The following is a 26437-nucleotide window of genomic DNA, read 5'->3' as shown; positions in this document are numbered from 1 at the left end:
GGATGATTCGGGCGAAGACTTGCTCAGGTTTGATCCGGCCCGAGGGAGTGGGCCGCTTTGGGACGGGTTTCCGCCCCGCATTGGAGGAAGTCATGAAAGGTCGTCGTCTCATTGCCGGGCTTGTGGCGCTCGGGGTCGGGGTCAATACCGGGGCGCCGGCCCTCGCCAACAGCGGGGATGTCCTTGGCGGTCTGATTGTCGGCGGCATTCTGGGGGCGGCCATCGCCAATGACCAGAACCACCGCCGCGCCGCGCCCGTGCACCGCGCCACCCCGCAAAAACCCGCCGTTTCCAGCGCGCAGCGCGAGCAGAACCGCGAAGTGCAGACGGCGCTGAACTATTTCGGCTATCCGGTGGGCACGCCCGACGGCTCGATCGGGCCGAAGTCGCGCGCCGCGATCTCGCAATATCAGGCGCTTCTGGGCTTTCCCGCCACCGGCCAGCTGGCCGAGATGGAGCGGCAGATCCTGGTGACAGGCTATAACCGCGCGATGATCGGCGGGCCGCAGGTGCAGCAGATCATCGCCACCAGCCCGCAGGGCATCCGCGGCGTGCTGCTGGCGCAGCGCGATCAGACGCTGGGCACCGCCACCGCGGGGGCCGCGCCTGCGGCCATGCCGGGCGGCTCGATCGGCGGGTTGCCGCCCGAGGTTTCTTCGGCCGTTTATGAAATCGCCCGCAACGCCAATGTCGATCCGATGTTGCTGCTGCAGCGCGCGGGTTTCGTGACGATGACCGATCTGAACAATGACGGGCGCACCGATTACATGCTGGATACCTCGGTGTCGGGCTCGGGGTTCTGGTGCAACGGTCCGGCCTGCACGGTGCAGATCTTTGCCTCGACGCCGCAGGGCTATCAGCGCAACGATTTCCAGGTGGCCGGGGCGACGCCCGCGATGTTCTCCTGCACGCATGGCGCCTGCGAGGTGAAGCCGGGCGGTGCGCCGTCGACGATGGCCGCGCAGCCCATGCCGGTCGCGCCTGCGCCCGTGCTGCCGTCCTTGCCCGCGCCGGTGCCGGTGGCCCAGCCCGCCGCGCCCGCGCCCACCCTGGCGATGCCGAATTTCGCCGCCGCGATGACGCCGCCGAAGCTGACGCTGGCCAGCTATTGCAATGCCGTTTCGGCGAAAGCCGGGGCGAATGGCGCGCCGCAGACCGTGGCCGCGATGAGCGATCCGGCCCAGGCTTTGGGCGAGCAGTTCTGTGCCGTTTCGGCCGCGGCCAAGGCCGATGGCGCGGCGCTGGCGGCGCAGATCCCGGGTTTCACCCCCGAACAGATCGCCGCGCAATGCAAGGGCTTTGCCGCCGCGCTGAAGGATCAGGTCGACAAGATCGCCGCCACGCCGCGCGATGACATGGTGGCCGGGGTGCAGGGCTGGCTGAAGACCGCGGGCATGCCCGAGGCGCAGCTGGCCGCGACCTCCAAGGTCTGTCTGGGCGTCGGCTATCAGACCGACGATGCCGAGATGGCGCTGGCCTCGGCGCTGGTGCTGACCGGCACCGGCAACATGGTCTATGCCGAGATGATCGGCCATCATCTGGTCTCGGGGGTCGGGATCGAGGCCCGTCCCGATCGGGCGCTGGAGTGGTATGATGTGGGCGTGAATGCGCTGTCGGTCGGTCAGACGCCGGTCTTCCTGCCCGAGCAGGGCGACCGCGGCGCGCTGATCAAGAAGGCCGCGATGGCGCTGAACGGCCGGGCCGAGGCGCTGCCGATGCTGCCCGTTCCGGTTGGCGCGCCTGCGCCTGCCGCCTCCGGGACGGCAACGGTTTCGACGAAATCGGCCTCGGTCGGCGGTCTGGCGGGCTTTGCCGGGGCGGCGGCCTCGCTGGTTTCGACCGGGGCGGCGATGCTGCCCGCCAAGGGCGGCGCCACCGCCGCGCCCTGAGCGCCGGGGGAACGAAAACACGCGGGGGCGCTTCGGCGCCCCTTTCTTGTTCCGCTTTCGCAATCCCCGGGCAGAGATTTTTCAAAACCCGCAAATTGGGGCTTTTCATTCGCCGCGGGCTCGGCTAAATCGCCCCTCACCAAGCCAGAACATGCGGTTGTGGCGGAATTGGTAGACGCGCAGCGTTGAGGTCGCTGTGGGGTAACTCCCGTGAAAGTTCGAGTCTTTTCAACCGCACCACTGGCCGGATGGCCGCAAGCCCGGAGCGCAAGCCCCGGGCTTCGTCTTTTCCGGGCCGGGCGCTGGGCGCGGCGCAGAATCAGCGCGCAGGCGCGGGGCTGATTCGGCCCGCGGCGACGGCGGTTCGGGGCCTTGCGGCGGGGCAGACCGCCCGGAAGGCCTGTCACGACGCCCGGGCGAAGTTTTTCCGGCGCTGCCAAATTGATCGGAGGCTCTGCGCGAACTGGTCGCACATCACCCGCGATTTGACGCATTCTGACGGTTTTGTGACCGAAGCGGCGGCGCCGGGAACGGCTTTCACCCGAATGGGAAAACACGGTTGAAATCCGGGGGCGGCGCTGTTTTAGTCAGCCCCACGGGAGCTAACGAACCAGAAAAACCACGGGGAGCCCGCATTGACTGCGACAACGACCGACGAAGGATTCGTCGTCTTCGACCATGTGCAGAAAAGCTATGACGGCGAGACGCTCGTCGTCAAAGACCTGAACCTGTCGATTGCGAAGGGCGAATTCCTGACCATGCTCGGGCCTTCGGGGTCCGGCAAGACCACCTGCCTGATGATGCTTGCGGGCTTCGAGACGGCCACCAACGGGCGCATCCTGCTCGATGGCACCAACATCAACGAACTGCCGCCGCACAAGCGTGGCATCGGCATGGTGTTCCAGAATTACGCGCTGTTTCCGCATATGACGGTGGCGGAAAACCTGTCCTTCCCGCTCGAGGTTCGCGGCATGGGCAAGGCCGAGCGCGAGGCCAAGGTGATGCGCGCGCTCGACATGGTGCAGATGGGCAAATTCGCCAGCCGCCGTCCGGCGCAGATGTCGGGCGGGCAGCAGCAGCGCGTGGCGCTGGCGCGCGCGCTGGTCTTCGATCCGGCGCTGGTCTTGATGGACGAACCGCTCGGCGCGCTTGACAAGCAGCTGCGCGAACACATGCAGTTCGAAATCAAGCACCTGCATGACAGTCTGGGGCTGACCGTGGTCTATGTGACCCATGATCAGGGCGAGGCGCTGACGATGTCGGACCGCGTGGCCGTGTTCAACGATGGCCGCATCCAGCAGCTGGCCCCGCCCGACGAACTTTACGAACGGCCAAGGAACAGCTTCGTCGCGGGCTTCATCGGCGAGAACAACAAGCTGCCCGGCACGGTCGAGGAGCTGGACGGCGAAAAATGCCTCGTGCGGCTGGCGACGGGCGAGATCATCGACGCGACGCCGGTCAACATCCGCCACAAGGGACAGGAGACGCTGGTCTCGATCCGCCCCGAGCGGGTGGAATTCAAACCCGAGATGATGCCGCCCGGCGCCCATATGATCGACGCCGAAGTGCTGGAAGTGATCTACATGGGCGACATCTTCCGCACCCGGATGAAGGTTGCGGGCAGCACGGATTTCGTGATGAAATCGCGCAACACGATCGGGCAGACCAAGCTGCATCCCGGTCAGCACGTCAAGATCGGCTGGCATCCGGCCGATGCGCGCGCGCTCGATCCGATGTAGGATCGGGCCCACGGGACGAGATCCGGTGCGGCGAGCCCGCCGCATCAGCCGCAAAGCGGGGAGACATCCGCAGGCGGAGCCACCAACAGAGCAATCAACAAGGGAGTAACCTCATGAAGAAACTTCTGATCGTCACCACGGCGCTGGTCGGCGTTTCGGCCGCCGCGCAGGCGCAGGAACTCAATGTCGTGTCCTGGGGCGGGTCCTATACGGTCAGCCAGGTCGAGGCCTATCACAAGCCCTTCACCGCGATGACCGGCGTCAAGATCAACTCGATCGACGCCGACAACCCGGCCACCCCGCTCAAGGCGCAGGCCGAGGCTGGCAACGTCTCGATCGACCTTGCCGACGTCGAACTGTCGGACGCGATCAAGATGTGCGACGAGGGCCTGCTGGAAACCATCGACCCGGCGATCCTGCCGCCCGCCCCCGATGGCACCCCCGCGACCGAGGATTTCGTGCCGGGCGCGATTCAGGATTGCGCCGTGGCCAGCATCGTCTGGGCGACCGTGATCGCCTATGACAAGACCAAGGTCGGCGACACCCCGCCCACCACCGTGGCCGATTTCTTCGACACCGCGAAATATCCGGGCAAGCGCGGCATGCTGAAAGCCGCCAAGCGCACGCTGGAACTGGCGCTTTACGCCGATGGTGTCGCGCCCGACCAGATCTATGAAGTGCTCGGCACCGACGAGGGCGTGAAACGCGCTCTGGCGAAGCTCGACACGATCAAGGGCGACATCGTCTGGTGGGAAGCCGGGGCGCAGCCGCCGCAACTGCTGGCCGATGGCGAAGTGGTGATGACGAACGGCTACAACGGCCGCTTCTTCGCCGCCGAAGTCGCCGAGGGCAAGCCCTTCGGCACCGTCTGGGACGGCTCCTACATGGATTATGACCTGTGGGTGATCCCGAAAGGCGCGCCGCATCTGGAAGACGCGAAGAAATTCCTCGCCTTCTCGACCGACACCCAGCGTCTGGCCGATCAGGCGAAGTGGATCTCCTATGGTCCGGCGCGGAAATCCTCGAACGCGCTGGTCGGGCTTTATCAGGACGGCAAGACCGAAATGGCGCCCTACATGCCGACCAATCCGGAAAACATGAAGTCGCCGATCTGGACCGACCCGACCTTCTGGGCCGACCACGACACCGAGCTGAACGAAAAGTTCAACGCCTGGCTGGCCAGCTGATCGCCTGATCTCAGTGTTTCAGGACGGGGGCAACCCCGTCCTGTCCTTGCCGCCGACCGCAGCCCGCTGCGGTGGGGCAGTGTTCCATGACCGGGGAACCGAATGACCGACGCAACCGCCGACACTTCCGCCGCGCCCGCTTCCCGCGCGCTCCTGACCACCGCCGATGGCCGCCCGCTCAAGGCGGCGCTGGCCGCCTCGCTGGCGCTGCGCCGCCGCCGGGCCTTCCTGCTTGTTGCGCCGCTCTTTCTGTTCATCCTGATCAGCTTCATCGTGCCGATCGGGCAGATGCTGCTGAAATCGGTCTATAACGACGACTTTTCCAGAAATGCCCCGGCGCTGGTGGCCTGGTTCGACAGCCATCCCAAGGGCAGCCCGATCGACGAAAGCGCCTGGGCGGCGCTGCATGCCGATCTGGTGGCGATGAAACAGGCCAAGACCGCCGGTCAGGCCGGGACACGGATCAATTACGACATTTCCGGTTCGCGCTCGCTGTTCACCTCGGCGGCGCGCTCGGTCGAGAAGATGCAGCCGCCCTATGCCGAGGCCTTTGCCGAACTTGACAAGAAGAACAAGGACATCAAGTGGAGCGATCCGAACCTGTGGCGGGCGATGCGCTCGGCCGCTTCGCCGCTGACACTGGATTTCTATCTGGCGGCGAATGATCTCAAGCGCGACGAGACCGGGGCGATCACCGCCGTCCCCGAGGGGCAGGCGGTCTACAAGAAACTGCTGCTGCGCACGCTGACGCTATCGCTGGAAATCACCGCCATCTGCCTGCTGCTTGGCTTCCCAATTGCCTATCTGCTGGCGACGCTGCCGATGCGCAAGGCGATGCTTTTGATGATCTTCGTGCTGCTTCCCTTCTGGACCTCGCTTCTGGTGCGCACGACGGCCTGGATGGTGCTCTTGCAACAACAGGGCGTGCTGAACGATCTGATGGTCTGGCTCGGTGTGATCGACGACAAGGGCCGCATCCAGATGATCTACAACCAGATGGGCACGATCATTGCGATGACCCATATCCTGCTGCCCTTCACCATCTTGCCGCTTTATTCGGTGATGAAGACGATCCCGCCCAGCTATGTGCGCGCGGCGCGCAGCCTCGGCGCCACCTCCTGGACGGCCTTCCGCCGGGTCTATATCCCGCAGACGCTGCCGGGCGTGGGGGCGGGGGGGCTTCTGGTTTTCATCCTGGCGATGGGCTATTACATCACCCCGGCGCTCGTTGGCGGCGCGGATGGTCAGATGATCTCGAACCTGATCGCCTTCCACATGCAGAAATCGCTGAACTGGTCGCTTGCCGCCGCGCTGGCCGCGCAACTGCTCGCCGTCGTGCTGATCTTCTTCTGGATCTACGACCGCCTGGTGGGCATCGACAAGATGAAGCTCGGCTGAGAGGACGAACGACATGGCCCTTCCCGTTTATGCCACCCCGCTCGAGAAACTCTGGCACTACAGCTATCTGGGGATTTGCGCGCTGATCTTGCTGTTCCTGATCGCGCCGGTGCTGATCGTGATCCCGCTCAGCTTCAACGCCGAGCCCTATTTCACCTTCACCGAAAAGATGATGACGCTCGACCCTTCGGGCTATTCGCTGCGCTGGTATGACAACCTGATCACCTTCGGCATGCAGAACCCCGATGCGCCGCGCGATGCCGCCTTCTGGTGGGATTTCTGGGAAAACGCCACCTGGGTGCAGGTGACGAAGAATTCGGTGATCATCGGGGTCTTTGCCACGATCATTTCGGCCGGGCTGGGCACCGTCGCCGCGCTGGGCCTGACCCGGCCGGAGATGCCCTGGCGCAAGCCGATCACCGCGGTGCTGATCTCGCCGATGATCGTGCCGATCATCATTTCGGCCACCGGCATGTTCTTCTTCTACTCGATGCAATGGATGCCGATACTGACCGAGGAGGGGGTGGGTTTCGGCCGTCTGGCGGGCACCTATGCGGGCATCATCCTGGCCCATGCGGCGCTGGGCATTCCCTTTGTCATCATCACCGTGACGGCGACGCTGTCGGGCTTCGATCAGTCGCTGGTGCGGGCGGCGGCCTCTCTCGGCGCCAATCCGCGGACGGCGTTTTTCCGGGTGCAGATGCCGCTGATCATGCCGGGCGTGGTCTCGGGGGGGCTTTTCGCCTTCACCACCTCGTTCGACGAGGTTGTGGCGGTGCTCTTCATCGCCGCGAACGACCAGCAGACGATCCCGCGGCAGATGTGGAACGGCATCCGCGAACAGATCAGCCCGGCGATCCTGGCGGTGGCGACGCTGCTGGTGGTGATCTCGGTGGCGCTGCTGACCGTGGTCGAGCTGCTGCGCCGCCGCTCGGAACGGCTGCGCGGCGTGACGCCCAGCTGAGACGCGGGCCCCTTGACAAACGGCAAGGGGGGGCTGTCTGCCCCCCTCTTTTGCTGCGCAAAATTCACCCCCCGAGGATATTTGGACCAAGGTGAAACCAGAAGGGCAGGGGCTGCGCCTCCCCTTTCACCTTGGTCCAAATATCCCGGGGGGAGTCCCGCAGGGACGGGGGGCAGAGCCCCCCTTTTTGGCTTACGGCAGGATCGCCAGCCAGATCCAGATCGACAGGATCGAAAGCGCGGTGGCAATCAGCACGCTCGAGGCCGCCACGCGCTGCGCCGTGCCGTAAAGGTTCGCGAAGAGATAGGCGTTCACGCCGGGCGCCATCGCCGCCGTCAGCACCGCAGAGCGCAGCCCGGCCGTGGGCACGTCAAAGACGCCATGCGCCAGCCCATAGGCGATGCCCGGATGCACGACGAGCGACAGGCCGGTGACCATGGCGATGGCACGGAAGTCGCCCTCGGGTCGGTAGCGCAGCAGCACCCCGCCCAGCCCGAAGAGCGCCGCGGGCAGGGCGGCCTTGGCGATCATGTCCATCGCCGCCATCAGCGGCCCGGGCACCGGCTGGCCCGTCAGCGCCGAAAGGCCCTGCAGCGCGAAACCGCAGAGGATCCCGATGACGAGCGGCGTGCGCAAAATGCCCACGAGCGCATTCCACCCCACGCGCGAGAGCCCCGCGCCGGTGCCATGCGAGCGCACCCATTCCATCGCCACGATCCCCACCGTGTAGAAAAACGGCGAGTGAAACGAGATGATCGCGAAATTTCCCGCCAGCGCCTCGGGGCCATAGGCGCGCTCGGTGATCGGCACGCCGAGCAGCAGCGAGTTCGAGAACATGCAGGCAAAGCCGATCGCCACCGCATCGGGGCCGGTCCGCTTCAGCCAGAGCCGCGCCGCAAGGCTGCCGATGCCGAAACAGCTAAGCGCCCCCGCGTAGAAGGACAGCATCGGCCCGGGGTCGTAGCTGGCGGAGAGATCCAGCGTCGCGATCGAGCGGGCCAGCAGCACCGGCACGGCGAAATTCTGCGCGAAACGCATCAGCCCCTCGACCGCCGGGGCGCTGAAAAGCCCTTTCCAGGCGACCAGATAGCCAAAGCCGATCACCAGAAAGACCGGCAGGATGACGTCGATCAGCGCCGACATCAGCAGGGGAGTTCCAGCACCATCCCATCAAAGGCGGCGCGGACATGGGCGGGGGTTTCGCGCTCCAGATCCGAATGGTCAAGGTCGATATGCATGTTCGTCAGCACCGCCTCGCGCGGGCGGGCGCGTGCGATCCACTCAAGCGACAGCGCCAGATGCGCATGGCTGGGGTGGGGTTTGCGGCGCAGCGCATCCAGCACCCAGATGTCGAGATCCTGCAGGCAGTCCCAGGCGTCGTCGGGAATGGCCGAGACATCGGGCAGATAGGCCAGACCGCCGATCCGAAAGCCGAGCGCCGGGATATTGCCGTGCTCGACCCGGAACGGGACCAGCGTGACCGATCCGCCCGCGCCGGTCACGGTGAAGGGGCCCTCGATCGTGCGCAGGTCGCAAATCGGCGGATAGGCGCTGCCCGCGGGCTGCACGAAGGCATAGCCGAAGCGGTTGATCAGCGCCTCGGTCGTCGGCGCATCGGCCCAGACCGGCAGGCGCGCATGCATGTTGAAGGTGATCTGCCGGATGTCATCGAGCCCGTGCATGTGATCGGCATGGGGATGGGTGAAGGCCACGGCATCAAGCGTTGCCACTTCGGCGCGCAGCAGTTGCTCGCGCAGATCGGGCGAGGTGTCGATGAGCACGCGGGTGATGCCCGCGGCGCCGAGCCGCTCGATCAGCAGCGAGCAGCGCGTGCGGCGGTTCTTCGGGTTTGTCGGATCGCATTCGCCCCAATGGCCGCCGATGCGCGGCACGCCGCCCGAGGAGCCGCAGCCAAGGATGGTGAAGCGCAGCCGGTCAGCCATGGCGAGCCTTTGCGAAAAGACGGTCGAAATTCGCGGTGGTGGCGGCAGCGAAGTCGGGCAGGGACAGGCCGAAGACCTCGGCGCCGATCTTCGCGGTATGGGCGGTATAGGCGGGCTCGTTCCGGCGGCCGCGGAAGGGCGGGGGCGCCAGATAGGGCGCGTCGGTTTCCAGGAGGATCCGGTCCAAGGGCGCCGCCTTGAAGATGTCGCGGATTTCCTGGCTTTTGGGGAAGGTGGCAACGCCCGACATCGACAGATAGCAGCCCAGTTCCAGCGTCACCTGCGCGAGCTCCGGCCCGGACGAAAAGCAATGCATCACGCAGCCAAAGGGTTTGCGGGCCATCCCCTCGGTCAGGATCGCGGCCATGTCGTCATCGGCGGCGCGGGAATGGATGATCAGCGGCAGGCCGGTTTCCTGCGCCGCCTCGATATGAAGGCGCAGCGAAACCTTTTGGATTTCAGCGCTTTCGGCGGTGTAGTGGTAGTCGAGCCCGGTTTCGCCTAGCCCTACAAACTTCGGATGCGCGGCAAGCTGGACCAGCTCCTCGATGGTGGCGAGGGGTTCCTCGGCGGCGCTCATCGGATGGGTGCCCGCGGCCCAGAAGACGCCCTCGTAGCTTTCCGCAATCGCGCGCACCTGCGGCACGCTGCGCAGGCGGGTGCAGATCGTCACCATCCGGCTCACCCCGGCGGCATGGGCGCGGGCGACGACCTCGGGCAGTTCCTCGGCGAAATCGGGGAAATCAAGGTGACAATGGCTGTCGACAAGAAGCGGAAGCGGCGCGGTCAAGGGACTCTCCTGCCGCCTAAGGCGCGGCGTTGATGGCCAGAACCATATCCATGACCAGCGTCGCCGGGTCAAGGTTGACCGCCTTGCCATGCCGCGCCCGCGCGCCCAGATCCTGATGCAGCCCGGCCCATTTCTGCGCCGCCGCGCCATCGGGGCAAAGCCGCGTCAGAAGCGCGGCCTCGCCCGGGGCGGCTTCGGGCTGCGGTGCGCCGGTCAGACCGGCGCGGGCCAGACGGGCAAGGAACAGATCCATCAGACCCAGCATCAGATCGAACCGCGCCTCGTTGCCGCGCCCGGTCATGCCCTCGGCCAAAGCCCAGGCCTTTTGCCGGTCGATCCGCGGCAGGCCGGTCATCAGCCCGATGAGCGCCCGGTAAGCCTCCAGCCCGTCGAGATTGATCAGCCGGATCGCCTCGCCCACCGAGCCACCGGCAAGGGCCGAGAGGGCGAGGGTATCCTCGGTCTCGGCCCCCGCGCCCTGCAGGGCTTGCGCCAGATCCTCGGGGCCAAGCGCCGAGAGCCGCAATTCGCGGCAGCGCGAGCGGATCGTGGGCAAAAGCCGCGCAGGCTGGTGCGTGACCAGCAGGAAGGTGACCAAGGGCGGCGGCTCTTCGAGCAGCTTCAACAGCGCATTGGCGCCTGCCGTCGCCAGTTCGTCGGCCGCATCGACAATGACCACGCGCCGCCCGCCATCGGCCGCCGACAGATGCAGGAACGAGGTCAGCTTGCGCACCTCGACCACGCGGATATCTTCCGACAGCGCGGTTTCCTTGTCATTCGGCCCGCGCTTGAGATGGAACAGCCGCGGCTCGGCCCCCGCCATGATCCGGCGGCAGACCGGGTGTTCGGGGTCGGACTCCAGACTGCGCGGCGGTGCGGGGGCGCCGAAAAGCCCGCCGCCCTCATCGAGCGGCTGGCTGAGCAGGAACCGTGCCAGCCGCCAGGCCAGCGTTGCCTTGCCCACGCCGCGCGGGCCGGTCAGCATCCAGGCGTGATGCAGCCGATGCGAGGTGAAGGCGCTCAGGAAATCGGCCTCGGCCTTCTCCTGCCCGTAAAGATGCAGGGTCTGGCGCGGGTGGGGGGCGCCTTCGACTTGTGTCGGATCGGGCAGCTCGTCGCGGCTCATGCGCGGGCCTGCAGCGCGGCAAGGGTCAGTGCCAGCACCTCGGCCGCGACGGTTTCGGGGGTGCGATCCCCCTCTATCACCTTGAAACGGCTGGAAAATTCCTGCGCAAGGGCCCGAAAGCCGTCGCGCATCCGGGCCTGCATCTGCAGCCCCATATCCTCGAACCGTTCCTCGTGGCCCTGCCGCCCCTTGGCACGCGCAAGGCCCACTTCGGGGTCGATGTCGATCAGAAAGGTCAGGTCGGGTTCGCGCCCGATCATCAGCCGGTGCAGCTCATCGACCAGCGCCCGCAGATCGCCGCGCGAGAGCCCCTGATACATCCGTGTGCTGTCGGCGAAGCGGTCGCAGATCACCACCTGGCCCGCGGCCAGCGCCGGTTCGATGGTGCGTTCCAGATGGTCGCGCCGGGCGGCGGTGAAGAGCAGGATCTCGGTTTTCGCCGACCAGCGGTCGGGATCGCCCTGCAACACCAGGGCGCGGATTTCCTCGGCCCCGGGGCTGCCGCCCGGCTCGCGGGTGCGCAGCACATCGCGGCCAAGCCCGGCCAAAGCCTCGGCCAAAAGCCGCGCCTGGGTGGATTTGCCCGAGCCGTCGATGCCCTCGAAGGTGATGAACATCGGCTCAGCTGCTGGAGGCCAGCCGGCTGGCCCGCGCGATCAGCCGATTGGCCGCGGCGCTGAAGCGCACCGCAAAGCCGCCCTCGGCCACGTCGGTTTCGGCCACCAGCGGCACGCTGCGCAGACCAAGCCCGGGCACGGTGATTTCCAGCCGCCCCAGTTCGGTTCCGGCCCTGACCGGTGCGGTGATCGGCCCGGTGAAGACCGCCTCGGCCTTCACCCCTTCGGCGGCACCGGCCGGGATCAGCATCGAGACATCGCCCGCAGGCACCAGCCCGACGCGGTCCTCGGCGCCCAGCCAGACCGGCGCCTCGGCCAGCCGCGTGCCCTTTTGCGCCACCGTCTTCATCACGAATTGCCGAAACGCCCAGTTCGCCACCGCCTCGGCCTCCGACGCGCGGTCGGCCTCGGACGCGAGCCCCGAGATCACGAAGACGATCCGCCGATCGCCCATCACCGCCGAGCCGACAAGGCCGTAGCCCGCCTCTTCGGTGTGCCCCGTCTTCAGACCGTCGGCCTGCCAGTCGGCGGCGGCGATCTTCAAAAGCGGGTTGCGGTTGTGCGCATTCGCCGGGGCGCGGTTCTTGTAATTGAACTGCGTCTCGGCAAAGAGCGGATAATATTGCGGAAATTGCGTGATCAGCCGCACCGCCAGAATGCCCAGATCATGCATCGACATGCGCTGTTCGGGATGCGGCCAGCCCGAGGCATTGGCAAAGGTCGAATGCGTCATGCCCAGCATCTTCGCCCGTTCGGTCATCGCCCTGGCAAAGGCTTCCTCGGACCCGGCCAGCCCCTCGGCCACGACGACGCAGGCATCGTTGCCGGAATTGATCACCACGCCCTGCATCAGCTCCTGCACCGTGGGGCGGTCCATTTCATTGAGGAACATGGTCGAGCCGCCCATCTGCTTGGCCCGGGTCGAGACGGCAAAGGTAGTGTCAGGCGTCACCCGGCCTTCGGACAGCGCCTCGAACAGCATGTTCAGCGTCATCAGCTTCGACATCGAGGCGGGCGGCACCGGGATATCGGCGTCCTTTTCCAGAAGCACCGTCTGCGTGGTCAGGTCATAGACCCAGGCGGTGCGGGCGCGGGTGTCGAAGGCCGCGGCGGGCAGGGCGGTCAGCACGGCAAGGGCGCACAGGGCGATCAGGCGGAAAAGCGGCATCGGCGCGGCGTCCTCATTTCGAAACGGCATAGGCGTCGGGATAGCCGAGGCCCTTGATCCTGGCGAGCAGCGCCGCCCTGTCGGCGGCCGAGGCGGCCGGTCCGGCGACGACGCGCCAGAAGGTCTTGCCCTTGGCGGTCTCGGTGCGGATGGCGCTGGCGATGCCGGCTGTCTTCAGTTGCGCGGCGGCGCGTTTGGCGTTCGCCTCCTGCGAGAAGATGCCGATCTGCACGAAGCCCTTGCCCGTCGCGGCGGGTTTCGCCGGGGCGGCGGCGGGCGGTTTCGGCGGCGTGCCCGCGGCGGCGATGGCGGCCCCGGCCGCGGCGGCAATCTCGGCCGGGGGGCTTGGCCCCCGGTGTGGCGGCGGCGGGGGCGGCCCCCGGTTTCGGCGGCGTGCCCGGTTTGGCGGGCGGGCTGGCCAGCGGCGTTGCGGCGATATCCTCGGCCGGGGGCAGGGCGCCCTTGGCGGGGGGCGGCGGCGGCCGGATCGGGCTGTTCCTCGCGCCGCAGCGCCACGACCGAAAGCTTCGTCGGCGCGCCTGCCAGCATGTCCAGCGCGGCGGCGGCATCCGAGGAGACCTGCAGCTTCGGCCCCGGGTTTTCCCGTTCGCGGCGGAACAGCGCGCCGATGACGAATTTGCCATTGGCGGGGTTGCGGATGATCACCCGCTCGGGGTCCTTGACGGTCGGATGGGCGACCCAGACGCCGCCGAGCGAGGGGCGCCCGTCCCACAACCCCTCGTCATTCGCGGAGAAGACTTCGGGGGCTTCGACATCGCGCTCGACGATGCGCGCCGAGGTCGAGGCGGGCGCGGCACCGTCTTTCGGGGCCTCGGCCGGGTCGGCGCCCTCTCCCGTCAACTGGCATCCTGCCACTGTCAGCGCCGCTCCCAGCGCCAAGACCCACCGCATCGATCCCGTCATGCCCGTCTGCCCCTGCCTGTTCGTTCCGCCGGATCCGGCCGCAGGCCGCCCCTCCCGGCGTTTCGCACCGACTGTAGCGGGTTCGAGGCGGCAAGAAAAGCGCGCGCGGGCGACGGCGGCGGATTTCGTCGGCGGGATGCTTTCAGAATCGCGTGAGAGCGGTTAGGGCAGAGCGACGGAAGTGTGGCCGAGTGGTTTAAGGCTCTGGTCTTGAAAACCAGCGAGGGGGAGACCCCTCCGTGGGTTCGAATCCCACCGCTTCCGCCAGCCCAACTCAAAATCTCCGCCACGATCCATTGATTGTATTGCCAAAAATGGCTTTACGGTCGGCAACACGATCGCACCAACTGATGCTTGCTGCCCATTTTGCTGTCCATTTTGCTGCCCACGATGGGGCAAAGGTGTCACCCGACAAAAACACCCGGTACATCGGACAAAAACCGGGAACAGCTGGGAACACCCGGGAACAGGCGATATTGCATCGTAAAAACAGGGTGTTGCGCTGTGTCAGCGTGGCACTGAAACGCTCGAACTTTGCACTTTATGAAGCGGGGCGGTTTCGCTCGAACGTCGTGAGCGGCCCCTGAGCCGCCGTTTTGCCAGGAAGCACCGATCTTCGTGAGGCAGTGAAAAACCCTTATTTAACTGGCCTTCAACATCATGTCGCCTGCCATCAGTCCCTGCGAACTTTGCACTTTCGCCGAGGAATTCGCGTCGAGTGCAAAGTTAATTTAAATCAATTGGTTATGCGAAATTTTTGCATCTGACCCGGCTCTACCTACACACTATTTGCCATCTCGGCTTGTATCGCGAGCTATGCGCCCACCGCATAGCCTTGCGGTGGGCGCGGATCATTCGAGGATCATCGTCCCATCAACTGAACCCATAACGTGCCTTGAGGTAGGAGGTCACGATTCCAAGATGGGCCGTGTCATCTGTGATCAGTCCATTGAAAATCATGATCTCTGCGGCGGGGATCCAGAGACCAGCTGTGACGGTGTACGGGACCCGGATCGAGGCATCCGTATTGGGCACGGCGTCGCCCTGCTGTGCTGTGCCCCACCCAGAGGTCGACATCACCCCAGCCTTGCTGTTGGCCTGCGCCAGCAGTTTGTCCGCTGCCGAGTCATACCCGCCGACAACGAGGAATGGTCCGTTCGCCAGCGTGACCCCAGTTCCACGACCACCGCCCATGCTGTACGCAGCGATATTGGGCTCGATCATGATGCCCGTGGCCTGGCTCATGGTTTTGAACAGGTAACGAGTCGCGGTGATGGTTGCATCGCCCACCCATCCGACGGCTACCGCCGACCAGGAGCCGCCAACCGGCATGAAACCACTCCCGGCCGCGGCATAATAGTAGTTTGACCCGTCGCCGCGCACCACCATCTGATTGTTGAAATTGGCGTCTGCTTGTACCAACGGCGATCCAAACCTAGACAATGCCAAACCAGATTTTCGGCAGTACCACTTCGAGCCGTCATCGGTCATGCCTTCATCCGCCCGCAACCAGCGCGCAAGCATGGGATGGTTGTTGATTTTGCGCTCGACAGGATCGATCACGATTGGATCCAGACCATCGCTGTCAGGGTTATCGTAGCTCAGGAATTTGATGCGGGTGCCCATGGTTCGTCCTCTGGTCAGATTGTCGGAAGCGAAATCGATTGCGTGCAAGCCCAGTGGTAGATGGGCTTGCCGGTCAGGCTGTCGGTGTCGATCGCTGTCGCCGACCGGATGGCCGAGCGCAGGCCCTGCTGGGATCCGTGCTGGCTACCGGTCGCCCGACAGCCAACATGCACGCGCGGCCGGCGGCCGGTGGGCACCGAGGCCAGGGTCACGTCGAGCTGCCAGCCATCGCTGCCGTTCACGGCGATGCCCGTCACGGCGGGAGGCGCGGAGCTCCCGTCCGTGAAATCGACGCCGCGGCCCGCGCCGAGCCCGGTGACGTTGATCAGCGTATCGTCGGACTCGAGGCCGAGAGGCTTATTGTAAAGGAGGTGGATCACAGGAGCCGTGCCGTCCCACCAGGCGTCGACACACTGAAGCGGATTTTCTCCCCAGGCGAACAGATCCTGCACCACGAAATTCCCGAGGTATGTCCCCAGCTCGCGGTAGCCAGTCGTCGAAAGGTGTACCCCGTCGGTCGATCCTGGATAGGATCCCAGTGGACCGAAGCAGCGCACCATCGGGTTGCGCCGCGCCGCTTCGAGTGCCGCCTTCGCGGTCACCGGATTTTGCAACCCTGCACCCGTCGGAAAGCCGATCTGATAAGTATAGGCCGGGATACGTTCGGCCTGGCCGGTGATCCAGCGAGCATCGGCCTCGAAGTCCTCCTGGTACTGCCCGAGGATGCGAATCCAGCTTTCGAGGTTACCCGTTGTGCGGAACTCCGCATAATTGTCGCTCTCTCCATGCATCACCACCAGTCCGCCGACAATCAGGCGCCGCCCCTGCGCGGCCGAGATGTCGCGGCAATCCCGGATGTAGCTCATGGCGTTGGCCCAGACGGGTGTGCCGCGCTTGATGCCGCCGTTATTGTATCTGCTGTCCCAGTAACGGTTCGATCCCGCCGCGGCGACACCGAAGATCAGGCGCGGTTTGAAGCCAAGGTCGGCGTTGATGCGTCGCAGCATCGCGTCGGCCATGCCGCTGCAAACAGTCTCTTTCAGGCTCGTCCCAGTGTTGACCTCATACAGATCAGCGTAGGTCGAAAAGGTGTTGCCATTGGCCCTCACGCCGCTGCTGAGTCCGGCCATCAGCGCATATCCGGGGTGTTGCGGCGCTGTCGTGATGATCGAGGTCGATCCGCCGTCATGTCCTTGAGGATAGCTCTGCCCGAGCAACATGAACAGCACGTCCACCATCTCGCTCGTGGCGTAAAGCGAGAGTCCGGTCAGATACTGAAAGCTGTAGGCCCTCGGCGCGCCAGAGGCGGGCTTGCCGATGGAGACCAGAACACCATTTTGGGCCTCGTACTTCGTGCCATCAAGCGTCGTCAAACTGACAGGACGGCCGAATTTGTCGCAAACGATTTCGGAAGCAGCGCTGATCAGCGGATAGGTCAAGGCACCGCTGAACACCTCGCGCACCACGCCAGCATGTGCTTCGAACGTCTGCGCATCAACGGTCGTGCCCCGCTCGAATCGTCCAGACTTGTCGAGGGTGATGTCTCGCCAGAAGCGGTCACTCCATGAGATCTGCGGATAATCGAACCCTGCCTCGGCCCAGACGATCTCCTGTGTCTGCGTGACGGTCGGTCGATCTGCCAACGGGCTCTGCCCAGTATCGACCCAGGCGCTGCCGGAATATTGCCAGACATGCATGGTCGTCAGCACCAGCGCCGTCTGGCCTGCCGTCATGCCGGTGATTGCGGCAAGGGCCGTCGCATCTATGGGTCTATAGTCCCAGGTGCCGGCAGACACCGTCGCATCACGCGCCGCTTCGGCGAGGCCCTGGGCGAGTTGCGCGGCCGACACACTGGGGGCGATCAGATCATTTGCGCTTTGCGCGGCGATCGAGGCGGCTTTTTGCGCCAGCTGAACCGCGGTCTGGGGCGACATGTCACCCGCGCCTATAAGGATCCATGACCCAGCGTCGGTGGGACCTGACTTGCCATAAATCGAAAACGTTCCGGCCTCATAGACCGTGCCGAACGTGCCTTGTGGCCACGCAAGGTCAGACATGAGTTCCGCGGCCGTCTCGTATTTGGGACCGTTCGTTGCCGTGAGGGCAGCCGCCAGAGACTCCAGAGTGACGCGGCCCAGCGTTCCGTCTTTGTGTGCAAGCAGATCGCTGATGGTCGCGAGTTGGGGCAGGTCGGTGGTGGTATAGCCGTTGGACATCAGACAATCTCCAAGATGTAAGGCCCGCTGATCGGGCCGGGCACACCGTCGGCGGTCTGCGGCTCGATCCAGACGTGATGGGTGCCCGCCGACAGGCAGGCGGTGGTTTCGAGGTAGACGGCCACGTCGTCGATCGAGCCGTCGAAATCGGCGCTCGCGCGCAGCGCCACCGTGTCGTTGCCGGTGGCGGCCTGGATGCGGTCGCGGGCCAGACAGTTTGCGCTGACCGCGGTGCCGGGGCGGTCAGACCCGCCCAGCAGCCGCGCCTGGACCGATCCGGCAGATCGGTCGCTGACCTGATAGCCGATCCGGTAGTACTTTCCGGACGCCGTCGAAATCGGCTGCGACAGATCCCCGGCCTCGCCCGCCGTGTGGGTTGCCTCGCCGAAGGAGATCGCCCAGCCCGGGCCCGGCGTCCAGGCGGCTGCGCTGCTCATCGCCCCGCCGCTGATCAGGTTGGTGCGGGTGGTGTCGCCCAGCGTCGTCGAATAGCTCTGCTGCGGCACGACGGCGATCGGGGCGCCGACGGCATCGGTCTCGCGGTCGAGCAGATTGGTCGTCGATCGATAGACCTGCACCCGGGCCGTTGCTGCATCGTCGCCGGTCGCAAACTGGATCAGGGCACCCCCGAGCAGCGTCGTGATCGAGATCGAGGCATCATCGAGGGCGGCGGGCAGATCGGCATCGCCCGCGCCGACGACGATTGCGATCGTGGCCGACCACGGACCGGCGATGCCCGTCGCGCTGATGCCCTGCGCCCGCAGCTCCACCGGTTGCCCGACGCCATAGACGTCGAGATTGCCGCCGCCATTGGCCATGGATCGGGCTGAGGTCATTCATCGATCTGCCTCCGAGATGATCTGCACAGGGCGTTCAAAGGGGCTTTGAACGTGGCGCCAATGGCCGGTGAAACGGTGCGCCCAGGGGCCGCGGCGATAGTCCTCCAGCACCGCATGGGTCTGGCCGATATGGATCATCAGCCCATGTCGGATCACGATGCCAAGGTGGGTGGACAGGCGGCCACGCCGGAAGACCGCCAGATCAAAGGCGAGCGCCGGGCCGGTGACCGGCACCCAGAGCGGCGAGGTCTTGGCGCCATCGATCAGCGCGGCAATCTCGCCATGCTCCTCGACCGAACCATAGCCCAGGTACTCGGGCAGCGTGATCCCCAGCTCCTCGCGGTAGATCACGCAAGCGAGGCCCCAGCAGTCCGCGCCCTCGGCCGAGCGGCCGTGATCCAGGTTGGGGATGCCGATATAGCGGTTCGACCAGGTCATGATCACCGCCACAGTCCGGGAAATTTCTGACGGGTCATGCGACCAGCCGGGAAATGCTCCAGCTCGATCTCGTCGCGCGAGAGCGAGAGCATGATCTCGGCCGAGGTGCCTTCGGCGGAGCTGAGCAGCATCCCGTGCCACTCAGCCTCGATCAGGTTCGGCGTCGCCGCCTCGACCACGGCGATCGCGACGGTCGCCATGTCGGCGTAGGACCGCAGCACCTCGACAAGCCGCGAGTCGAGGTTTTCGAGGACGATCTGCGCCTGGGCGGGGGCATCTTCCGCGTCGTCTGGCAGCACCGCCGAGGCGATGATCCAGAGATACGGATCGGTGGCCGGATCGGCGCCGCGCCAGGTGGAGCGGGTGCCGTAGATCCGCGGCTCGTCCGAAATCATCTCGGTGTTGTCGGTGCTCAGCCGGATCGGCGCATCGAGATCCTGGTGGGTGATCTCGATCAGCACCACGTCGAACTCGGCCGAGACCGGATCAATCTGCGCCTGGCGCGCGTTGAGGGAGAGACGACGGCTCATGGCATCACCACCACGCCGAATTGCTTGCGAAACTCGATGCCCTGCAGGGTCTCGATCGGCGGCGCGTCGCCCCAGGCGCACAGCCAGCGCGCCGACGTGAGGAGCGGCGCCCCTCCGGGCCCGAGCAGCGGCGTGCCGTCGGTTGCCAGCAGAGGCCAGCCGTGCCGCGTCGGGTCGGGCATCCAGAAGAGCGAGGCGCCCTGGGCGCAGGCGTCGGTGTAGAAGGCGTCGAACAGCGAACGCTGATGCGCCGTCAGGATCACGGACATCGTGACCATCTGCGCCACCGCCGAGAACCGACGGCGATATCCGGGCGGGCCACTCTCGAACCCGCGCTTGCGGCGGGCATCCTGCGGCTGCAGCTGATAGCTGGAGCGCTCGGGCCGGGGCAGATCGCTGGGCCAGGAGGGATAGCTCATCGCGAGATCCCCGCCGGATTGACGTTGTAGAAGTCGCGCATTGCCCGCCGCCCGCGCCCGCCGGGCGTCGTCAGGCCGTCTCCGACGAGATCTGAAAAGATGTAGCGTGCCTGCCGCTGGCCTCGGCCATCGGTGGCTTCCTGCACCTCGATATTCATTTGGCGACCGGTATTGTTGACGATCTGCGGCTGCAGCATGACAACCGGCGCCTGGGCCGAACTGGCCGGAGCCCCACCAGTCAGGATCCGCCGCGTCAGGTCGGCGGGGACGATTGTGCTCGGGCCGGTATACTCGAGCTCGGGGCCGTTCGTAAGCGCCCGGCCATCGCCCTCGTTGTTTGAGGGGCGATGTCATCCGAGATGACGCCCGTAACAACGGAGGCGTCGATGGATAGCGACATACAAACTTACGTAAGTTCTCACAGTGATGATCCTGGATACGCTGGTCGTATCGACATCGTGACGGGGCCGACCGGTCGCCGTCGCTGGCCCGAGCATGTGAAGGCGGCAATGGTGCTCGAGACGTTTCGGGACGGGGTGACGGTGGCCGACGTGGCCCGGCGTCATGGGGTTTCGGCGCCGCAATTGCATGCCTGGCGTCGGGCCGCGCGCGAGGGCTTTGCCGATGCCGGAGGATGATGCCCTCGGGCTCGTGCCGATCATGGTGAGCGGGGGCGCCGTGCCGGGCGATCAACCCGGGACCAGCCTTCAGCTGGAGATCGTCGGGGTGCGGATCCTCGTGCCGACCGGCTTCGACGCGGCGCATCTTGGGCGGGTGGTTGCGGCATTGCGGGAGACATCGTCGTGATCCTGCCGGGCGGGATCACTCGCGCCTATCTGGCGACGCGGCCGGTGGACTTCCGCAAAGGTCACGCGGGGCTCGCGCTGGTCGTGCAGAACGTGCTCGGCCACGATCCCTACAATGGCGCGGTGTATCTGTTCCGCTCGAAGCGCGGCGATCAGCTGAAGTGCCTGGTCTGGGACCAGACCGGTCTGATCCTGATCTACAAGAAGCTCGAGGGCGGTGCCTTTGCCTGGCCGAAGCCGGCGGATGGGGTCATTAGGCTGTCCCCGGCGCAATTCGCCGCTCTGTTCGAGGGCGTCGATTGGCGGGCTGTCCGGGCCGAGCGCAGGCAGAGGCCGCGGCTGGCAGGGTGAGCCGCGACAGGGTGACTCGGGCCGTGTTTTATGGCGTCCTTGCGGGGTGTTGTGGGGTAGTCTCGGGCCATGGCATCACGCAGCACCAGCACGGCCCGGGTGGCAGATCTTGAACGGCGTCTGGCCGAGGCCGAAGCCGCGCGGGCTGCCGCCGAGACCGCGCGGATCGAGGCGGAAACACGTCTTGCCGCAGTCGAGGAGGCGCGCGCGGCTGGAACGCCTGCTCTCGCAGATGCGCCGCGATGCTTTCGGCGCGAAGTCCGAGAAGGGCGATCCGGACCAGCATCACCTGCCATTCGAAGATGTCGAGGCTGCGGCCGGGATGCTGGCGGCGGCCAGCGAAGCGGCCGAGAAGGTGATCGGCCCCCGGAAGGCGCCAGCTGCTCCGCCGCAGCGTAACAAGGGCAATCTTCCCGCGCATCTGCCCCGGATCGAGCAGGTCATCGAACCGGAGAGCATCCTTTGCCCCTGCGGCTGCGGCGCGATGCAAAGGGTTGGCGAAAGCCGGACGGAGCGGCTCGATGTGATCCCGGCGCAATTCCGCGTGCTGGTGACGGTGCGCCCGAAATATGTCTGCCGGACCTGCGCGGGCGCGCAGCATGCCCAGGCTCCGGCGCCGGAATGGCTGGTGCCGCGCGGCCTGCCGACCGAGGCGCTGGTGGCGCATTGCATGGTCGCCAAATTCGGCGATTACCTGCCGTTTTACCGTCAGGCCGACATCTATCGCCGCCAGGGGCTCGATCTTGACCGCACGATGCTGGCGGAATGGTCCGGGCGGGCGGCACAGCTTCTGGCGCCGGTGATCGACGCGATGATGACAGAGTTGCGCCGCAGCGACCGGTTGCAGATGGATGAGACCACCGTGCCGGTGCTGGCGCCGGGCACCGGGAGGTGCGCACCGACTGGCTCTGGGTGGTGCTGCGCGATCAGCGTGGCTGGGGTGGCGGCGATCCCCCGATCGTGGTCTTTCATCACGCGCGCAGTCGCGCAGGCAAGGTCGCGCAAGAGATCCTCAAGGGTTCTCCGGCGGCACGCTGCTGGTCGATGGCCACGGCGGCTATGACCAGCTGGCCGATCCGAAAAAGACCGCAAAGCCATGGGACATCGCCTATTGCTGGACGCATTGGCGGCGCCGCTTCGTCAAGTTCGCCAAGGATACGCCGTCGGAAATCTGCGACGAGATGGTCGAGCGCATTGCGCAGCTTTACGCCATCGAAAGGAAATCCGCGGCCGTGACCCGGCCACGCGCGTGAAAATCCGGCAGAGGTTCTCCAGGCCGATCGTCGAGGCCCTGCGGCCCTGGCTCGAGGGCTGCCTGCAGCAGCTCTCCTCGACGAACGAACTCGCGCGGCACATCCGATACGGGCTCAAACGTTGGGCGGGCTGACCCGGTTCCTTGCGGACGGTCGGCTCGAAATGGACACCAACGGCGTCGAAAACGCGATCCGTCCGATTCCGCTGACGAGGAAAAACGCGCTCTTCGCGGGCTCCGACGACGGGGCGAAAACCTGGGCCCGCATCGCCTCACTGATCGGCACCTGCCGCCTCAATGGCATAAACCCCGAGGCCTATATCGCCGCCACGCTCCGCAAGATCCTCGACCAGCACATGCAAAGCGATATCGCCGCGCTCATGCCCTGGAACTTCCGAGAATAGTCAAGCCGCAAGGCAAAGGGCGATGAGCGGGCGCTTACGGCCGTTCTCGCCGACAACGCGCAGCCCGCCAGCGTGATTGCCGCCGCCCGCAAAACCGGGGATGCCCAGCCCACTCATGATCCCAGAAAACAGCGTGCCCCAGAAACCGCCGCCCCCGCCGCCTTGCACCGCGCTGCCCAGCGCCTGGCCGAACTTGTCGAATCCGGTGCCCATGGTGCCCAGCTGGCCGGTGGCAAGCGTCGTGGTGGTGCCGAACTTCGCCATCGCCTGTTCGGCGGCGCCAAGACGGTTTGCCCAGCCGTCCGAGCCCATCGGGTTCGCGGCGCTCCAGCCCCTCGGACGTTCGAAGCCTGCAAAGGCCCCGGTGGCTTCGGTAACGTTCTTGGAGGCCATCAGCCGCTGATAGGCGCCGTTTTCGGACGTCATCAGCTCTTTCCAAGCGAAGTCGAGCTGGGCTTGGACGTTGCCGAGGTTCTGCTTGCCGCCGATAGCCCCGAACAGCGCGCCCTTCCGGTCATTGTGCTGGAAAAGACCATAGGCCTGTCCGGCATCACCCACCGCCAGCGGGTTGAAGGCGCTTTCCTGGCTGATGTTGCCCATGATCCCGGCGATTTGATGCGGTTTGAGCCCCTTGCCGCTGAAATAGCTCCAGACCTGCTTTTGCACGTCGGCCGAGCCCTGCAGCCCGCCCATGCCTCCGGCGGCGCCGATGCCACCGGCGAGACTGCCCACACCCGCTCCGCCGATGATCACCGTGGCCGCGGTCACGTTTATGCTGGCTACAGTGCGCATCGCCGCTGCTGCGGCTTGGCTCGGATCGACCTGGGTCCCCTTGCCCGTGTAGCGATCCCAGATGCCCTGCAGCCCTCCGACATCGCCCATCGTCGCGTAATCGGTGCCGAAAATCGCATTCTTGAGCGGATTGGTGATTGCCAGTTCTTCGAACATGGACCCGATTTCGGAGGCGAGGTTTTCGAAGGCACCGCCGACGTCACCTTCCTTCAACGCGTCGAAGATCCCGTCGATCGCACTTTCACCGGCCTGCCGCACGCTGTCCCAGGCATCGCTGACCTGCGCCGAGATGTTGGTGGTGAGACCAGTGACCGCGTTTTGCACCCCAGCGAGCGAGGTTGCCCCGCGCCCGGCCGCGGCCATCATGTTCGACATCGCGGCCGAGGTGTCGAGTGCCGCCACGCTGGCCTCGGCAAGGCTCTTGCCCACGCCGGCCGCGCCGACCCCCAATACGGCAAGCCCGTCGCGACCTTGACCCGCCTGCGCCCCGAGATCGCGCGCCGCGCCGGTCAGCGCCTGCACATCGCCCTTCGCCTGCCCGAGTTCGCGCCGCGCCTGGTCGGCGACGACGCGCAGCATGATTTCGAGCTGGGTCTGCGTGGACATGCCTTAATCCCGGTTGAGTTCCGTGGCCGCCCCCGCCTCGATCGTGCGGAAATCGGCCCATTCGTCAGGGCTGAGAGTTATGCCCGCGAGCGCGAGGCCAAGCGACCGGATCGCCTTTCCCATGGCGTCGTACATCGCATCGCCCAAGGCGCGCGGATCGGTCGAGGCCGAAATCGCGTTGATCATGATGTTGCCGACATGCGCGCCGATAACCCGGCCGATAAACGCTGGCGCGTGGCCGTCTGCAACCAGTCGGAGCATTTCGATCTGTGCCGAGAGCATCGACTCGAAGAACCGGTTCTGCGCCTCGTAGCCCTGCCGCTGGAGGTCGCTAGTGGCCGAGGCCATCACCCTTGCATGACCCTCGTCGCGCATGTGCCGCATCTGCCTTTCGATTTCGGCGAAGTCGAAGTGAACGTATCCCATGCCACCCTCATCAGCTCGTCATTGGTCAGGCGTTGCGGCGGTTTGGTCATTGCCACCCCCGCCGTGCATGGCCGGTGCCGAACAGCAGCCAATCGGCCGAGATCTTCAGCCCGACACAGATCGCGGCGATGGCGCGGGCGCCGGGCATGTTCTTGCCCGCGAGATAGCCCTCGATCGACGGCTGGGGCATTTCGCACCGGCGCGCAGCCTCGGCGATCGTGATGTTGCTGAGCTCGATTGCCGCCCGCAGCCGTTCGGGCAGTGCGTCGATGCCGAGTTTTGCGAACATCACGCGCCCTCCTTCTGGTTGCGAGCGCAGGCGTTGCAGGCCTTGAACATCCGGACACGATGGTTGTTCGTCGCCGCGAACTTCTTCGCCTTGCGGCGCCAGTCGAGACAGGTGTCCGAGGGGATGGTGCCCATGGCCGGGCAGACGACGGTGTCGCCCATCCAGGCGCCGCGCACCGCTTCCTCGACCGCCGCCATGTTGCCAGCGTAACTCTTGCGCAGGACGTTGCTGACGAGGCCTGCGGAATAGCCCAGCCGCTCGGCCGCCTTGCGTTGCGTGCCCTCGTCGCACTGGCGCGCCAGCACGGCGATCCAGTCGGGCAGCGGTTTGCCCCAAGCCTTCTCGGCGGTGTCGACGAAGGACATCAGTGCGCCCCCCGCTGATAGACCTTGCCGGTGTTCGGGTCGAAGACCTGCTTGACGCGCTGGATCTGCGGCGGCTTCGGGCCGTCGTTGCGGATCAACCGATAGGTCGCGATCCGCCCCTTGACCGGATCGGCCTTTTGCACGACGCGCAAAAACCCAGTGGCGAGCAGCATCCCGCAAAAGCCCTTCACCGTTTCCTCGGTCACCGATACCGTCGGCGTGGTCGAATGAAGGGCGATGTCGCGATAGGTGAATTGCGACAGCGCCCGCATCGACCGCCACATGTTCAAGGTGCCTGCGCCCTGGGTCACGGCGGTACCGTCGCGCCGCACGCGCGGGGCATGCACCCCACCATCCTTGCGCAGGATGAAGCGCGGCGGAGTGTCGACGGTCTGCGCCAGATACTCGGCCGCCACGAGGCAGGCGAAATAGTCCGACGTCGTCTTGCGATGCGCCCCAGTGCGATCGACGACATCCGTGACGGTGAAATGGCCTTCAAGATCCTCGCCTGCCAGAACCCGGATCGCATCCCAGATCGTCTGGCGCGGGTTCGTCATGCCTTCCTGCTGCATGGTATCGACGCGCTTTCTCATTTCAGCCCCCGCGGGCGCGGCGGTTCGCCGGTAAAGAAGCTGCCTTGCCCCCAGTCGGCCGAGGTGACGGTCTGCGTGCCGTTGCGCCGCGCGAGCAGCGAGATCTCGTTCAGGTTCACGCAGATCCGCCGGATCGAGTTGCGTGACTCGGTCAGCAGGCGCTGTTTCAGGGCGTCTTCGATCTCGACACCGGGGCAGTAGATCTCCTGCAGGAGCGTCACATCGGTGATCGTGCCCGGCTCGGCCGCCACCCAGGCCAGCATCCGGCCATGCACCCGCTCCCAGCGCATCAGCTTGCGCGGCAGGTCTTCCTCGCCGATCAGGATGATGCTGGCCTCGGATTTCTCGTAGATGTCGCGCACGAGCTCGATCAGGCCGCGGGCGACGATATGGTCGGCCTCGTCGATCAAGAGCGGGCGGCCGGTGGCGCTGATCTCGCGGTAGATCGCGCGCACCATCTGATCGATGCGGCCCGAGGGTTCGATGCCGATCTCGAGCGAGATCGCTTCGCACAGGCTCTTCTTCGACCAGGTGCTTTCCGCCTGGATGTAATAGGCGCCGAAGGTGTTCATCGCATAGGTGGCGGCCGAGCTCTTTCCGTAGCCGCTCGGCCCGTAGAAGACCGCCATGCCCGGCAGCGTCGGCGCCCGCGAGATCACGCGGTCAACGAGCTGCACCATGGCCACCACGTTGCGCAGGGGCGCGACGCTGTTGAACTGCCTGTTGCTCTCTGTCATGTT

General features: G+C 65.8%; 30 protein-coding genes, 2 tRNA genes and 1 pseudogene. 12 read left to right on the top strand and 21 right to left on the bottom strand.

Going from position 1 to position 26437, the window contains the following annotated elements; genetic code table 11:
• The first annotated feature begins 92 nt into the window (after positions 1–92).
• From ACTTAG_RS12295 to ACTTAG_RS12270, 6 genes are all read left to right on the top strand, one after another.
• Positions 93–1889 (top strand): peptidoglycan-binding domain-containing protein, encoded by a 1797-nt coding sequence (locus ACTTAG_RS12295; protein WP_444462596.1) that lies wholly within the window; start codon positions 93–95, stop codon positions 1887–1889.
• Between the two features lie 153 nt (positions 1890–2042).
• Positions 2043–2129, top strand: a tRNA-Leu gene (locus ACTTAG_RS12290).
• 395 nt (positions 2130–2524) lie between these two features.
• A complete protein-coding gene (locus ACTTAG_RS12285; RefSeq protein ID WP_444462595.1) occupies positions 2525–3628 on the top strand; it encodes an ABC transporter ATP-binding protein in 1104 nt (367 codons plus the stop codon).
• Positions 3629–3741: 113 nt separating this feature from the next.
• Positions 3742–4815, top strand: coding sequence for an ABC transporter substrate-binding protein (locus tag ACTTAG_RS12280; protein ID WP_444462594.1), 1074 nt, complete (start codon positions 3742–3744; stop codon positions 4813–4815).
• A 102-nt stretch (positions 4816–4917) separates the two neighbouring features.
• Entirely contained in the window at positions 4918–6213 is a 1296-nt protein-coding gene (locus ACTTAG_RS12275; RefSeq protein WP_444462593.1) for an ABC transporter permease, read from the top strand.
• Between the two features lie 13 nt (positions 6214–6226).
• A complete protein-coding gene (locus ACTTAG_RS12270) occupies positions 6227–7177 on the top strand; it encodes an ABC transporter permease (RefSeq protein WP_444462592.1) in 951 nt (316 codons plus the stop codon).
• Positions 7178–7369: 192 nt separating this feature from the next.
• Here ACTTAG_RS12270 and ACTTAG_RS12265 read toward each other — a convergent pair whose 3' ends face one another.
• Genes ACTTAG_RS12265 through ACTTAG_RS12230 form a run of 8 tightly spaced genes read right to left on the bottom strand, consistent with a single transcriptional unit; the run spans position 7370 to position 13682 of the window.
• Positions 7370–8320 carry an AEC family transporter gene (locus tag ACTTAG_RS12265; protein WP_444462591.1) on the bottom strand — a complete coding sequence of 317 codons (951 nt, stop codon included), beginning with the start codon at positions 8318–8320 and terminating at the stop codon, positions 7370–7372.
• Entirely contained in the window at positions 8320–9120 is an 801-nt protein-coding gene (locus tag ACTTAG_RS12260) for an MBL fold metallo-hydrolase (RefSeq protein WP_444462590.1), read from the bottom strand. The genes ACTTAG_RS12265 and ACTTAG_RS12260 overlap by 1 nt, the downstream gene beginning before the upstream one ends.
• The gene (locus ACTTAG_RS12255; protein ID WP_444462589.1) at positions 9113–9910 is read right to left on the bottom strand and encodes a TatD family hydrolase; all 798 of its coding nucleotides are present in this window, start codon (positions 9908–9910) and stop codon (positions 9113–9115) included. Before ACTTAG_RS12255 ends, ACTTAG_RS12260 begins: the two co-directional genes overlap by 8 nt.
• A gap of 16 nt (positions 9911–9926) precedes the next feature.
• Positions 9927–11036, bottom strand: coding sequence for a DNA polymerase III subunit delta' (locus ACTTAG_RS12250; protein WP_444462588.1), 1110 nt, complete (start codon positions 11034–11036; stop codon positions 9927–9929).
• Positions 11033–11653 (bottom strand): dTMP kinase, encoded by a 621-nt coding sequence (tmk, locus tag ACTTAG_RS12245; protein WP_444462587.1) that lies wholly within the window; start codon positions 11651–11653, stop codon positions 11033–11035. The genes ACTTAG_RS12250 and tmk overlap by 4 nt, the downstream gene beginning before the upstream one ends.
• A 4-nt stretch (positions 11654–11657) precedes the next feature.
• Complete coding sequence (locus tag ACTTAG_RS12240) at positions 11658–12821, bottom strand: D-alanyl-D-alanine carboxypeptidase family protein (RefSeq protein ID WP_444462586.1); 1164 nt, start codon at positions 12819–12821, stop codon at positions 11658–11660.
• Positions 12822–12834: 13 nt separating this feature from the next.
• Positions 12835–13053, bottom strand: a complete 219-nt coding sequence (locus ACTTAG_RS12235; protein WP_444462585.1) for an SPOR domain-containing protein — start codon at positions 13051–13053, stop codon at positions 12835–12837.
• Positions 12996–13682 carry a hypothetical protein gene (locus ACTTAG_RS12230; RefSeq protein ID WP_444462584.1) on the bottom strand — a complete coding sequence of 229 codons (687 nt, stop codon included), beginning with the start codon at positions 13680–13682 and terminating at the stop codon, positions 12996–12998. Before ACTTAG_RS12230 ends, ACTTAG_RS12235 begins: the two co-directional genes overlap by 58 nt.
• A gap of 240 nt (positions 13683–13922) precedes the next feature.
• Here ACTTAG_RS12230 and ACTTAG_RS12225 point away from each other — a divergent pair.
• A tRNA-Ser gene (locus ACTTAG_RS12225) sits at positions 13923–14012 on the top strand.
• On the top strand, positions 13985–14332 hold the full coding sequence (locus ACTTAG_RS12220; RefSeq protein WP_444462583.1) for a hypothetical protein: 348 nt from the start codon (positions 13985–13987) through the stop codon (positions 14330–14332). The genes ACTTAG_RS12225 and ACTTAG_RS12220 overlap by 28 nt, the downstream gene beginning before the upstream one ends.
• A 286-nt stretch (positions 14333–14618) precedes the next feature.
• Here the strand turns inward: ACTTAG_RS12220 and ACTTAG_RS12215 are convergent, their stop codons facing one another.
• From ACTTAG_RS12215 to ACTTAG_RS12185, 7 genes are read right to left on the bottom strand one after another with little or no spacing between them, the layout of a single operon-like run.
• Complete coding sequence (locus ACTTAG_RS12215; RefSeq protein WP_444462582.1) at positions 14619–15371, bottom strand: hypothetical protein; 753 nt, start codon at positions 15369–15371, stop codon at positions 14619–14621.
• 14 nt (positions 15372–15385) lie between these two features.
• A complete protein-coding gene (locus ACTTAG_RS12210; RefSeq protein WP_444462581.1) occupies positions 15386–17587 on the bottom strand; it encodes a hypothetical protein in 2202 nt (733 codons plus the stop codon).
• Positions 17587–18423, bottom strand: coding sequence for a hypothetical protein (locus ACTTAG_RS12205; RefSeq protein WP_444462580.1), 837 nt, complete (start codon positions 18421–18423; stop codon positions 17587–17589). The genes ACTTAG_RS12210 and ACTTAG_RS12205 overlap by 1 nt, the downstream gene beginning before the upstream one ends.
• A complete protein-coding gene (locus tag ACTTAG_RS12200) occupies positions 18424–18864 on the bottom strand; it encodes an NlpC/P60 family protein (protein WP_444462208.1) in 441 nt (146 codons plus the stop codon).
• A gap of 2 nt (positions 18865–18866) precedes the next feature.
• The gene (locus ACTTAG_RS12195) at positions 18867–19394 is read right to left on the bottom strand and encodes a hypothetical protein (protein ID WP_444462579.1); all 528 of its coding nucleotides are present in this window, start codon (positions 19392–19394) and stop codon (positions 18867–18869) included.
• Complete coding sequence (locus tag ACTTAG_RS12190; protein ID WP_444462578.1) at positions 19391–19813, bottom strand: hypothetical protein; 423 nt, start codon at positions 19811–19813, stop codon at positions 19391–19393. The genes ACTTAG_RS12195 and ACTTAG_RS12190 overlap by 4 nt, the downstream gene beginning before the upstream one ends.
• Positions 19810–20010, bottom strand: coding sequence for a hypothetical protein (locus tag ACTTAG_RS12185; protein WP_444462577.1), 201 nt, complete (start codon positions 20008–20010; stop codon positions 19810–19812). Before ACTTAG_RS12185 ends, ACTTAG_RS12190 begins: the two co-directional genes overlap by 4 nt.
• A gap of 312 nt (positions 20011–20322) precedes the next feature.
• On the opposite strand from ACTTAG_RS12185, the gene ACTTAG_RS12180 reads away from it, so the two are divergent.
• The 4 genes and pseudogenes from ACTTAG_RS12180 (at position 20323) to tnpC (ending at position 22626) form a co-directional block, all read left to right on the top strand.
• Positions 20323–20451 carry a transposase gene (locus ACTTAG_RS12180; RefSeq protein ID WP_444462576.1) on the top strand — a complete coding sequence of 43 codons (129 nt, stop codon included), beginning with the start codon at positions 20323–20325 and terminating at the stop codon, positions 20449–20451.
• On the top strand, positions 20438–20620 hold the full coding sequence (locus ACTTAG_RS12175) for a hypothetical protein (RefSeq protein WP_444462575.1): 183 nt from the start codon (positions 20438–20440) through the stop codon (positions 20618–20620). The genes ACTTAG_RS12180 and ACTTAG_RS12175 overlap by 14 nt, the downstream gene beginning before the upstream one ends.
• Complete coding sequence (gene tnpB / locus ACTTAG_RS12170) at positions 20617–20970, top strand: IS66 family insertion sequence element accessory protein TnpB (protein ID WP_444462574.1); 354 nt, start codon at positions 20617–20619, stop codon at positions 20968–20970. The genes ACTTAG_RS12175 and tnpB overlap by 4 nt, the downstream gene beginning before the upstream one ends.
• 69 nt (positions 20971–21039) lie before the next feature.
• Positions 21040–22626, top strand: a pseudogene (gene tnpC, locus ACTTAG_RS12165) (IS66 family transposase).
• Here tnpC and ACTTAG_RS12160 read toward each other — a convergent pair.
• Genes ACTTAG_RS12160 through ACTTAG_RS12135 form a run of 6 tightly spaced genes read right to left on the bottom strand, consistent with a single transcriptional unit; the run spans position 22627 to position 26434 of the window.
• Positions 22627–24024: a phage tail tip lysozyme gene (locus ACTTAG_RS12160; RefSeq protein ID WP_444462573.1), complete on the bottom strand. Its 1398-nt coding sequence runs from the start codon at positions 24022–24024 to the stop codon at positions 22627–22629.
• Positions 24025–24027: 3 nt separating this feature from the next.
• Positions 24028–24450, bottom strand: a complete 423-nt coding sequence (locus ACTTAG_RS12155; protein ID WP_444462572.1) for a hypothetical protein — start codon at positions 24448–24450, stop codon at positions 24028–24030.
• Between the two features lie 46 nt (positions 24451–24496).
• Positions 24497–24739, bottom strand: a complete 243-nt coding sequence (locus ACTTAG_RS12150; RefSeq protein WP_444462571.1) for a helix-turn-helix domain-containing protein — start codon at positions 24737–24739, stop codon at positions 24497–24499.
• Positions 24739–25104 carry a hypothetical protein gene (locus tag ACTTAG_RS12145; RefSeq protein ID WP_444462570.1) on the bottom strand — a complete coding sequence of 122 codons (366 nt, stop codon included), beginning with the start codon at positions 25102–25104 and terminating at the stop codon, positions 24739–24741. Before ACTTAG_RS12145 ends, ACTTAG_RS12150 begins: the two co-directional genes overlap by 1 nt.
• On the bottom strand, positions 25104–25697 hold the full coding sequence (locus ACTTAG_RS12140; protein WP_444462569.1) for a hypothetical protein: 594 nt from the start codon (positions 25695–25697) through the stop codon (positions 25104–25106). The genes ACTTAG_RS12145 and ACTTAG_RS12140 overlap by 1 nt, the downstream gene beginning before the upstream one ends.
• On the bottom strand, positions 25694–26434 hold the full coding sequence (locus ACTTAG_RS12135; RefSeq protein ID WP_444462568.1) for an AAA family ATPase: 741 nt from the start codon (positions 26432–26434) through the stop codon (positions 25694–25696). The genes ACTTAG_RS12140 and ACTTAG_RS12135 overlap by 4 nt, the downstream gene beginning before the upstream one ends.
• Positions 26435–26437 lie beyond the last annotated feature (3 nt).

The sequence above is a fragment of the Rhodobacter capsulatus genome (assembly GCF_052363185.1).
Classification (GTDB): Bacteria; Pseudomonadota; Alphaproteobacteria; order Rhodobacterales; family Rhodobacteraceae; genus Rhodobacter; species Rhodobacter capsulatus_E.
The sequence above is the reverse complement of the archived record's forward strand: the minus strand, read 5'-3'. Positions and strand labels throughout refer to the sequence as shown.

Bases quoted from the DNA above. Each gene is read 5' to 3' on its own strand.
- tmk (WP_444462587.1), bottom strand. From the start codon at position 11,653: ATGTTCATCACCTTCGAGGGCATCGACGGCTCGGGCAAATCCACCCAG.
- ACTTAG_RS12265 (WP_444462591.1), bottom strand. From the start codon at position 8,320: ATGTCGGCGCTGATCGACGTCATCCTGCCGGTCTTTCTGGTGATCGGC.
- ACTTAG_RS12135 (WP_444462568.1), bottom strand. From the start codon at position 26,434: ATGACAGAGAGCAACAGGCAGTTCAACAGCGTCGCGCCCCTGCGCAAC.
- ACTTAG_RS12160 (WP_444462573.1), bottom strand. From the start codon at position 24,024: ATGTCCACGCAGACCCAGCTCGAAATCATGCTGCGCGTCGTCGCCGAC.
- ACTTAG_RS12210 (WP_444462581.1), bottom strand. From the start codon at position 17,587: ATGTCCAACGGCTATACCACCACCGACCTGCCCCAACTCGCGACCATC.
- ACTTAG_RS12295 (WP_444462596.1), top strand. From the start codon at position 93: ATGAAAGGTCGTCGTCTCATTGCCGGGCTTGTGGCGCTCGGGGTCGGG.
- ACTTAG_RS12270 (WP_444462592.1), top strand. From the start codon at position 6,227: ATGGCCCTTCCCGTTTATGCCACCCCGCTCGAGAAACTCTGGCACTAC.
- ACTTAG_RS12215 (WP_444462582.1), bottom strand. From the start codon at position 15,371: ATGGGCACCCGCATCAAATTCCTGAGCTACGATAACCCTGACAGCGAT.
- ACTTAG_RS12150 (WP_444462571.1), bottom strand. From the start codon at position 24,739: ATGTTCGCAAAACTCGGCATCGACGCACTGCCCGAACGGCTGCGGGCG.
- ACTTAG_RS12180 (WP_444462576.1), top strand. From the start codon at position 20,323: ATGGTGCTCGAGACGTTTCGGGACGGGGTGACGGTGGCCGACGTGGCC.
- ACTTAG_RS12140 (WP_444462569.1), bottom strand. From the start codon at position 25,697: ATGAGAAAGCGCGTCGATACCATGCAGCAGGAAGGCATGACGAACCCG.
- ACTTAG_RS12280 (WP_444462594.1), top strand. From the start codon at position 3,742: ATGAAGAAACTTCTGATCGTCACCACGGCGCTGGTCGGCGTTTCGGCC.
- ACTTAG_RS12260 (WP_444462590.1), bottom strand. From the start codon at position 9,120: ATGGCTGACCGGCTGCGCTTCACCATCCTTGGCTGCGGCTCCTCGGGC.
- ACTTAG_RS12185 (WP_444462577.1), bottom strand. From the start codon at position 20,010: ATGCTGCAGCCGCAGATCGTCAACAATACCGGTCGCCAAATGAATATC.
- ACTTAG_RS12145 (WP_444462570.1), bottom strand. From the start codon at position 25,104: ATGTCCTTCGTCGACACCGCCGAGAAGGCTTGGGGCAAACCGCTGCCC.
- ACTTAG_RS12275 (WP_444462593.1), top strand. From the start codon at position 4,918: ATGACCGACGCAACCGCCGACACTTCCGCCGCGCCCGCTTCCCGCGCG.
- ACTTAG_RS12195 (WP_444462579.1), bottom strand. From the start codon at position 19,394: ATGAGCCGTCGTCTCTCCCTCAACGCGCGCCAGGCGCAGATTGATCCG.
- ACTTAG_RS12155 (WP_444462572.1), bottom strand. From the start codon at position 24,450: ATGGGATACGTTCACTTCGACTTCGCCGAAATCGAAAGGCAGATGCGG.
- ACTTAG_RS12240 (WP_444462586.1), bottom strand. From the start codon at position 12,821: ATGCCGCTTTTCCGCCTGATCGCCCTGTGCGCCCTTGCCGTGCTGACC.
- ACTTAG_RS12250 (WP_444462588.1), bottom strand. From the start codon at position 11,036: ATGAGCCGCGACGAGCTGCCCGATCCGACACAAGTCGAAGGCGCCCCC.
- ACTTAG_RS12205 (WP_444462580.1), bottom strand. From the start codon at position 18,423: ATGACCTCAGCCCGATCCATGGCCAATGGCGGCGGCAATCTCGACGTC.
- ACTTAG_RS12200 (WP_444462208.1), bottom strand. From the start codon at position 18,864: ATGACCTGGTCGAACCGCTATATCGGCATCCCCAACCTGGATCACGGC.
- ACTTAG_RS12190 (WP_444462578.1), bottom strand. From the start codon at position 19,813: ATGAGCTATCCCTCCTGGCCCAGCGATCTGCCCCGGCCCGAGCGCTCC.
- ACTTAG_RS12175 (WP_444462575.1), top strand. From the start codon at position 20,438: ATGCCGGAGGATGATGCCCTCGGGCTCGTGCCGATCATGGTGAGCGGG.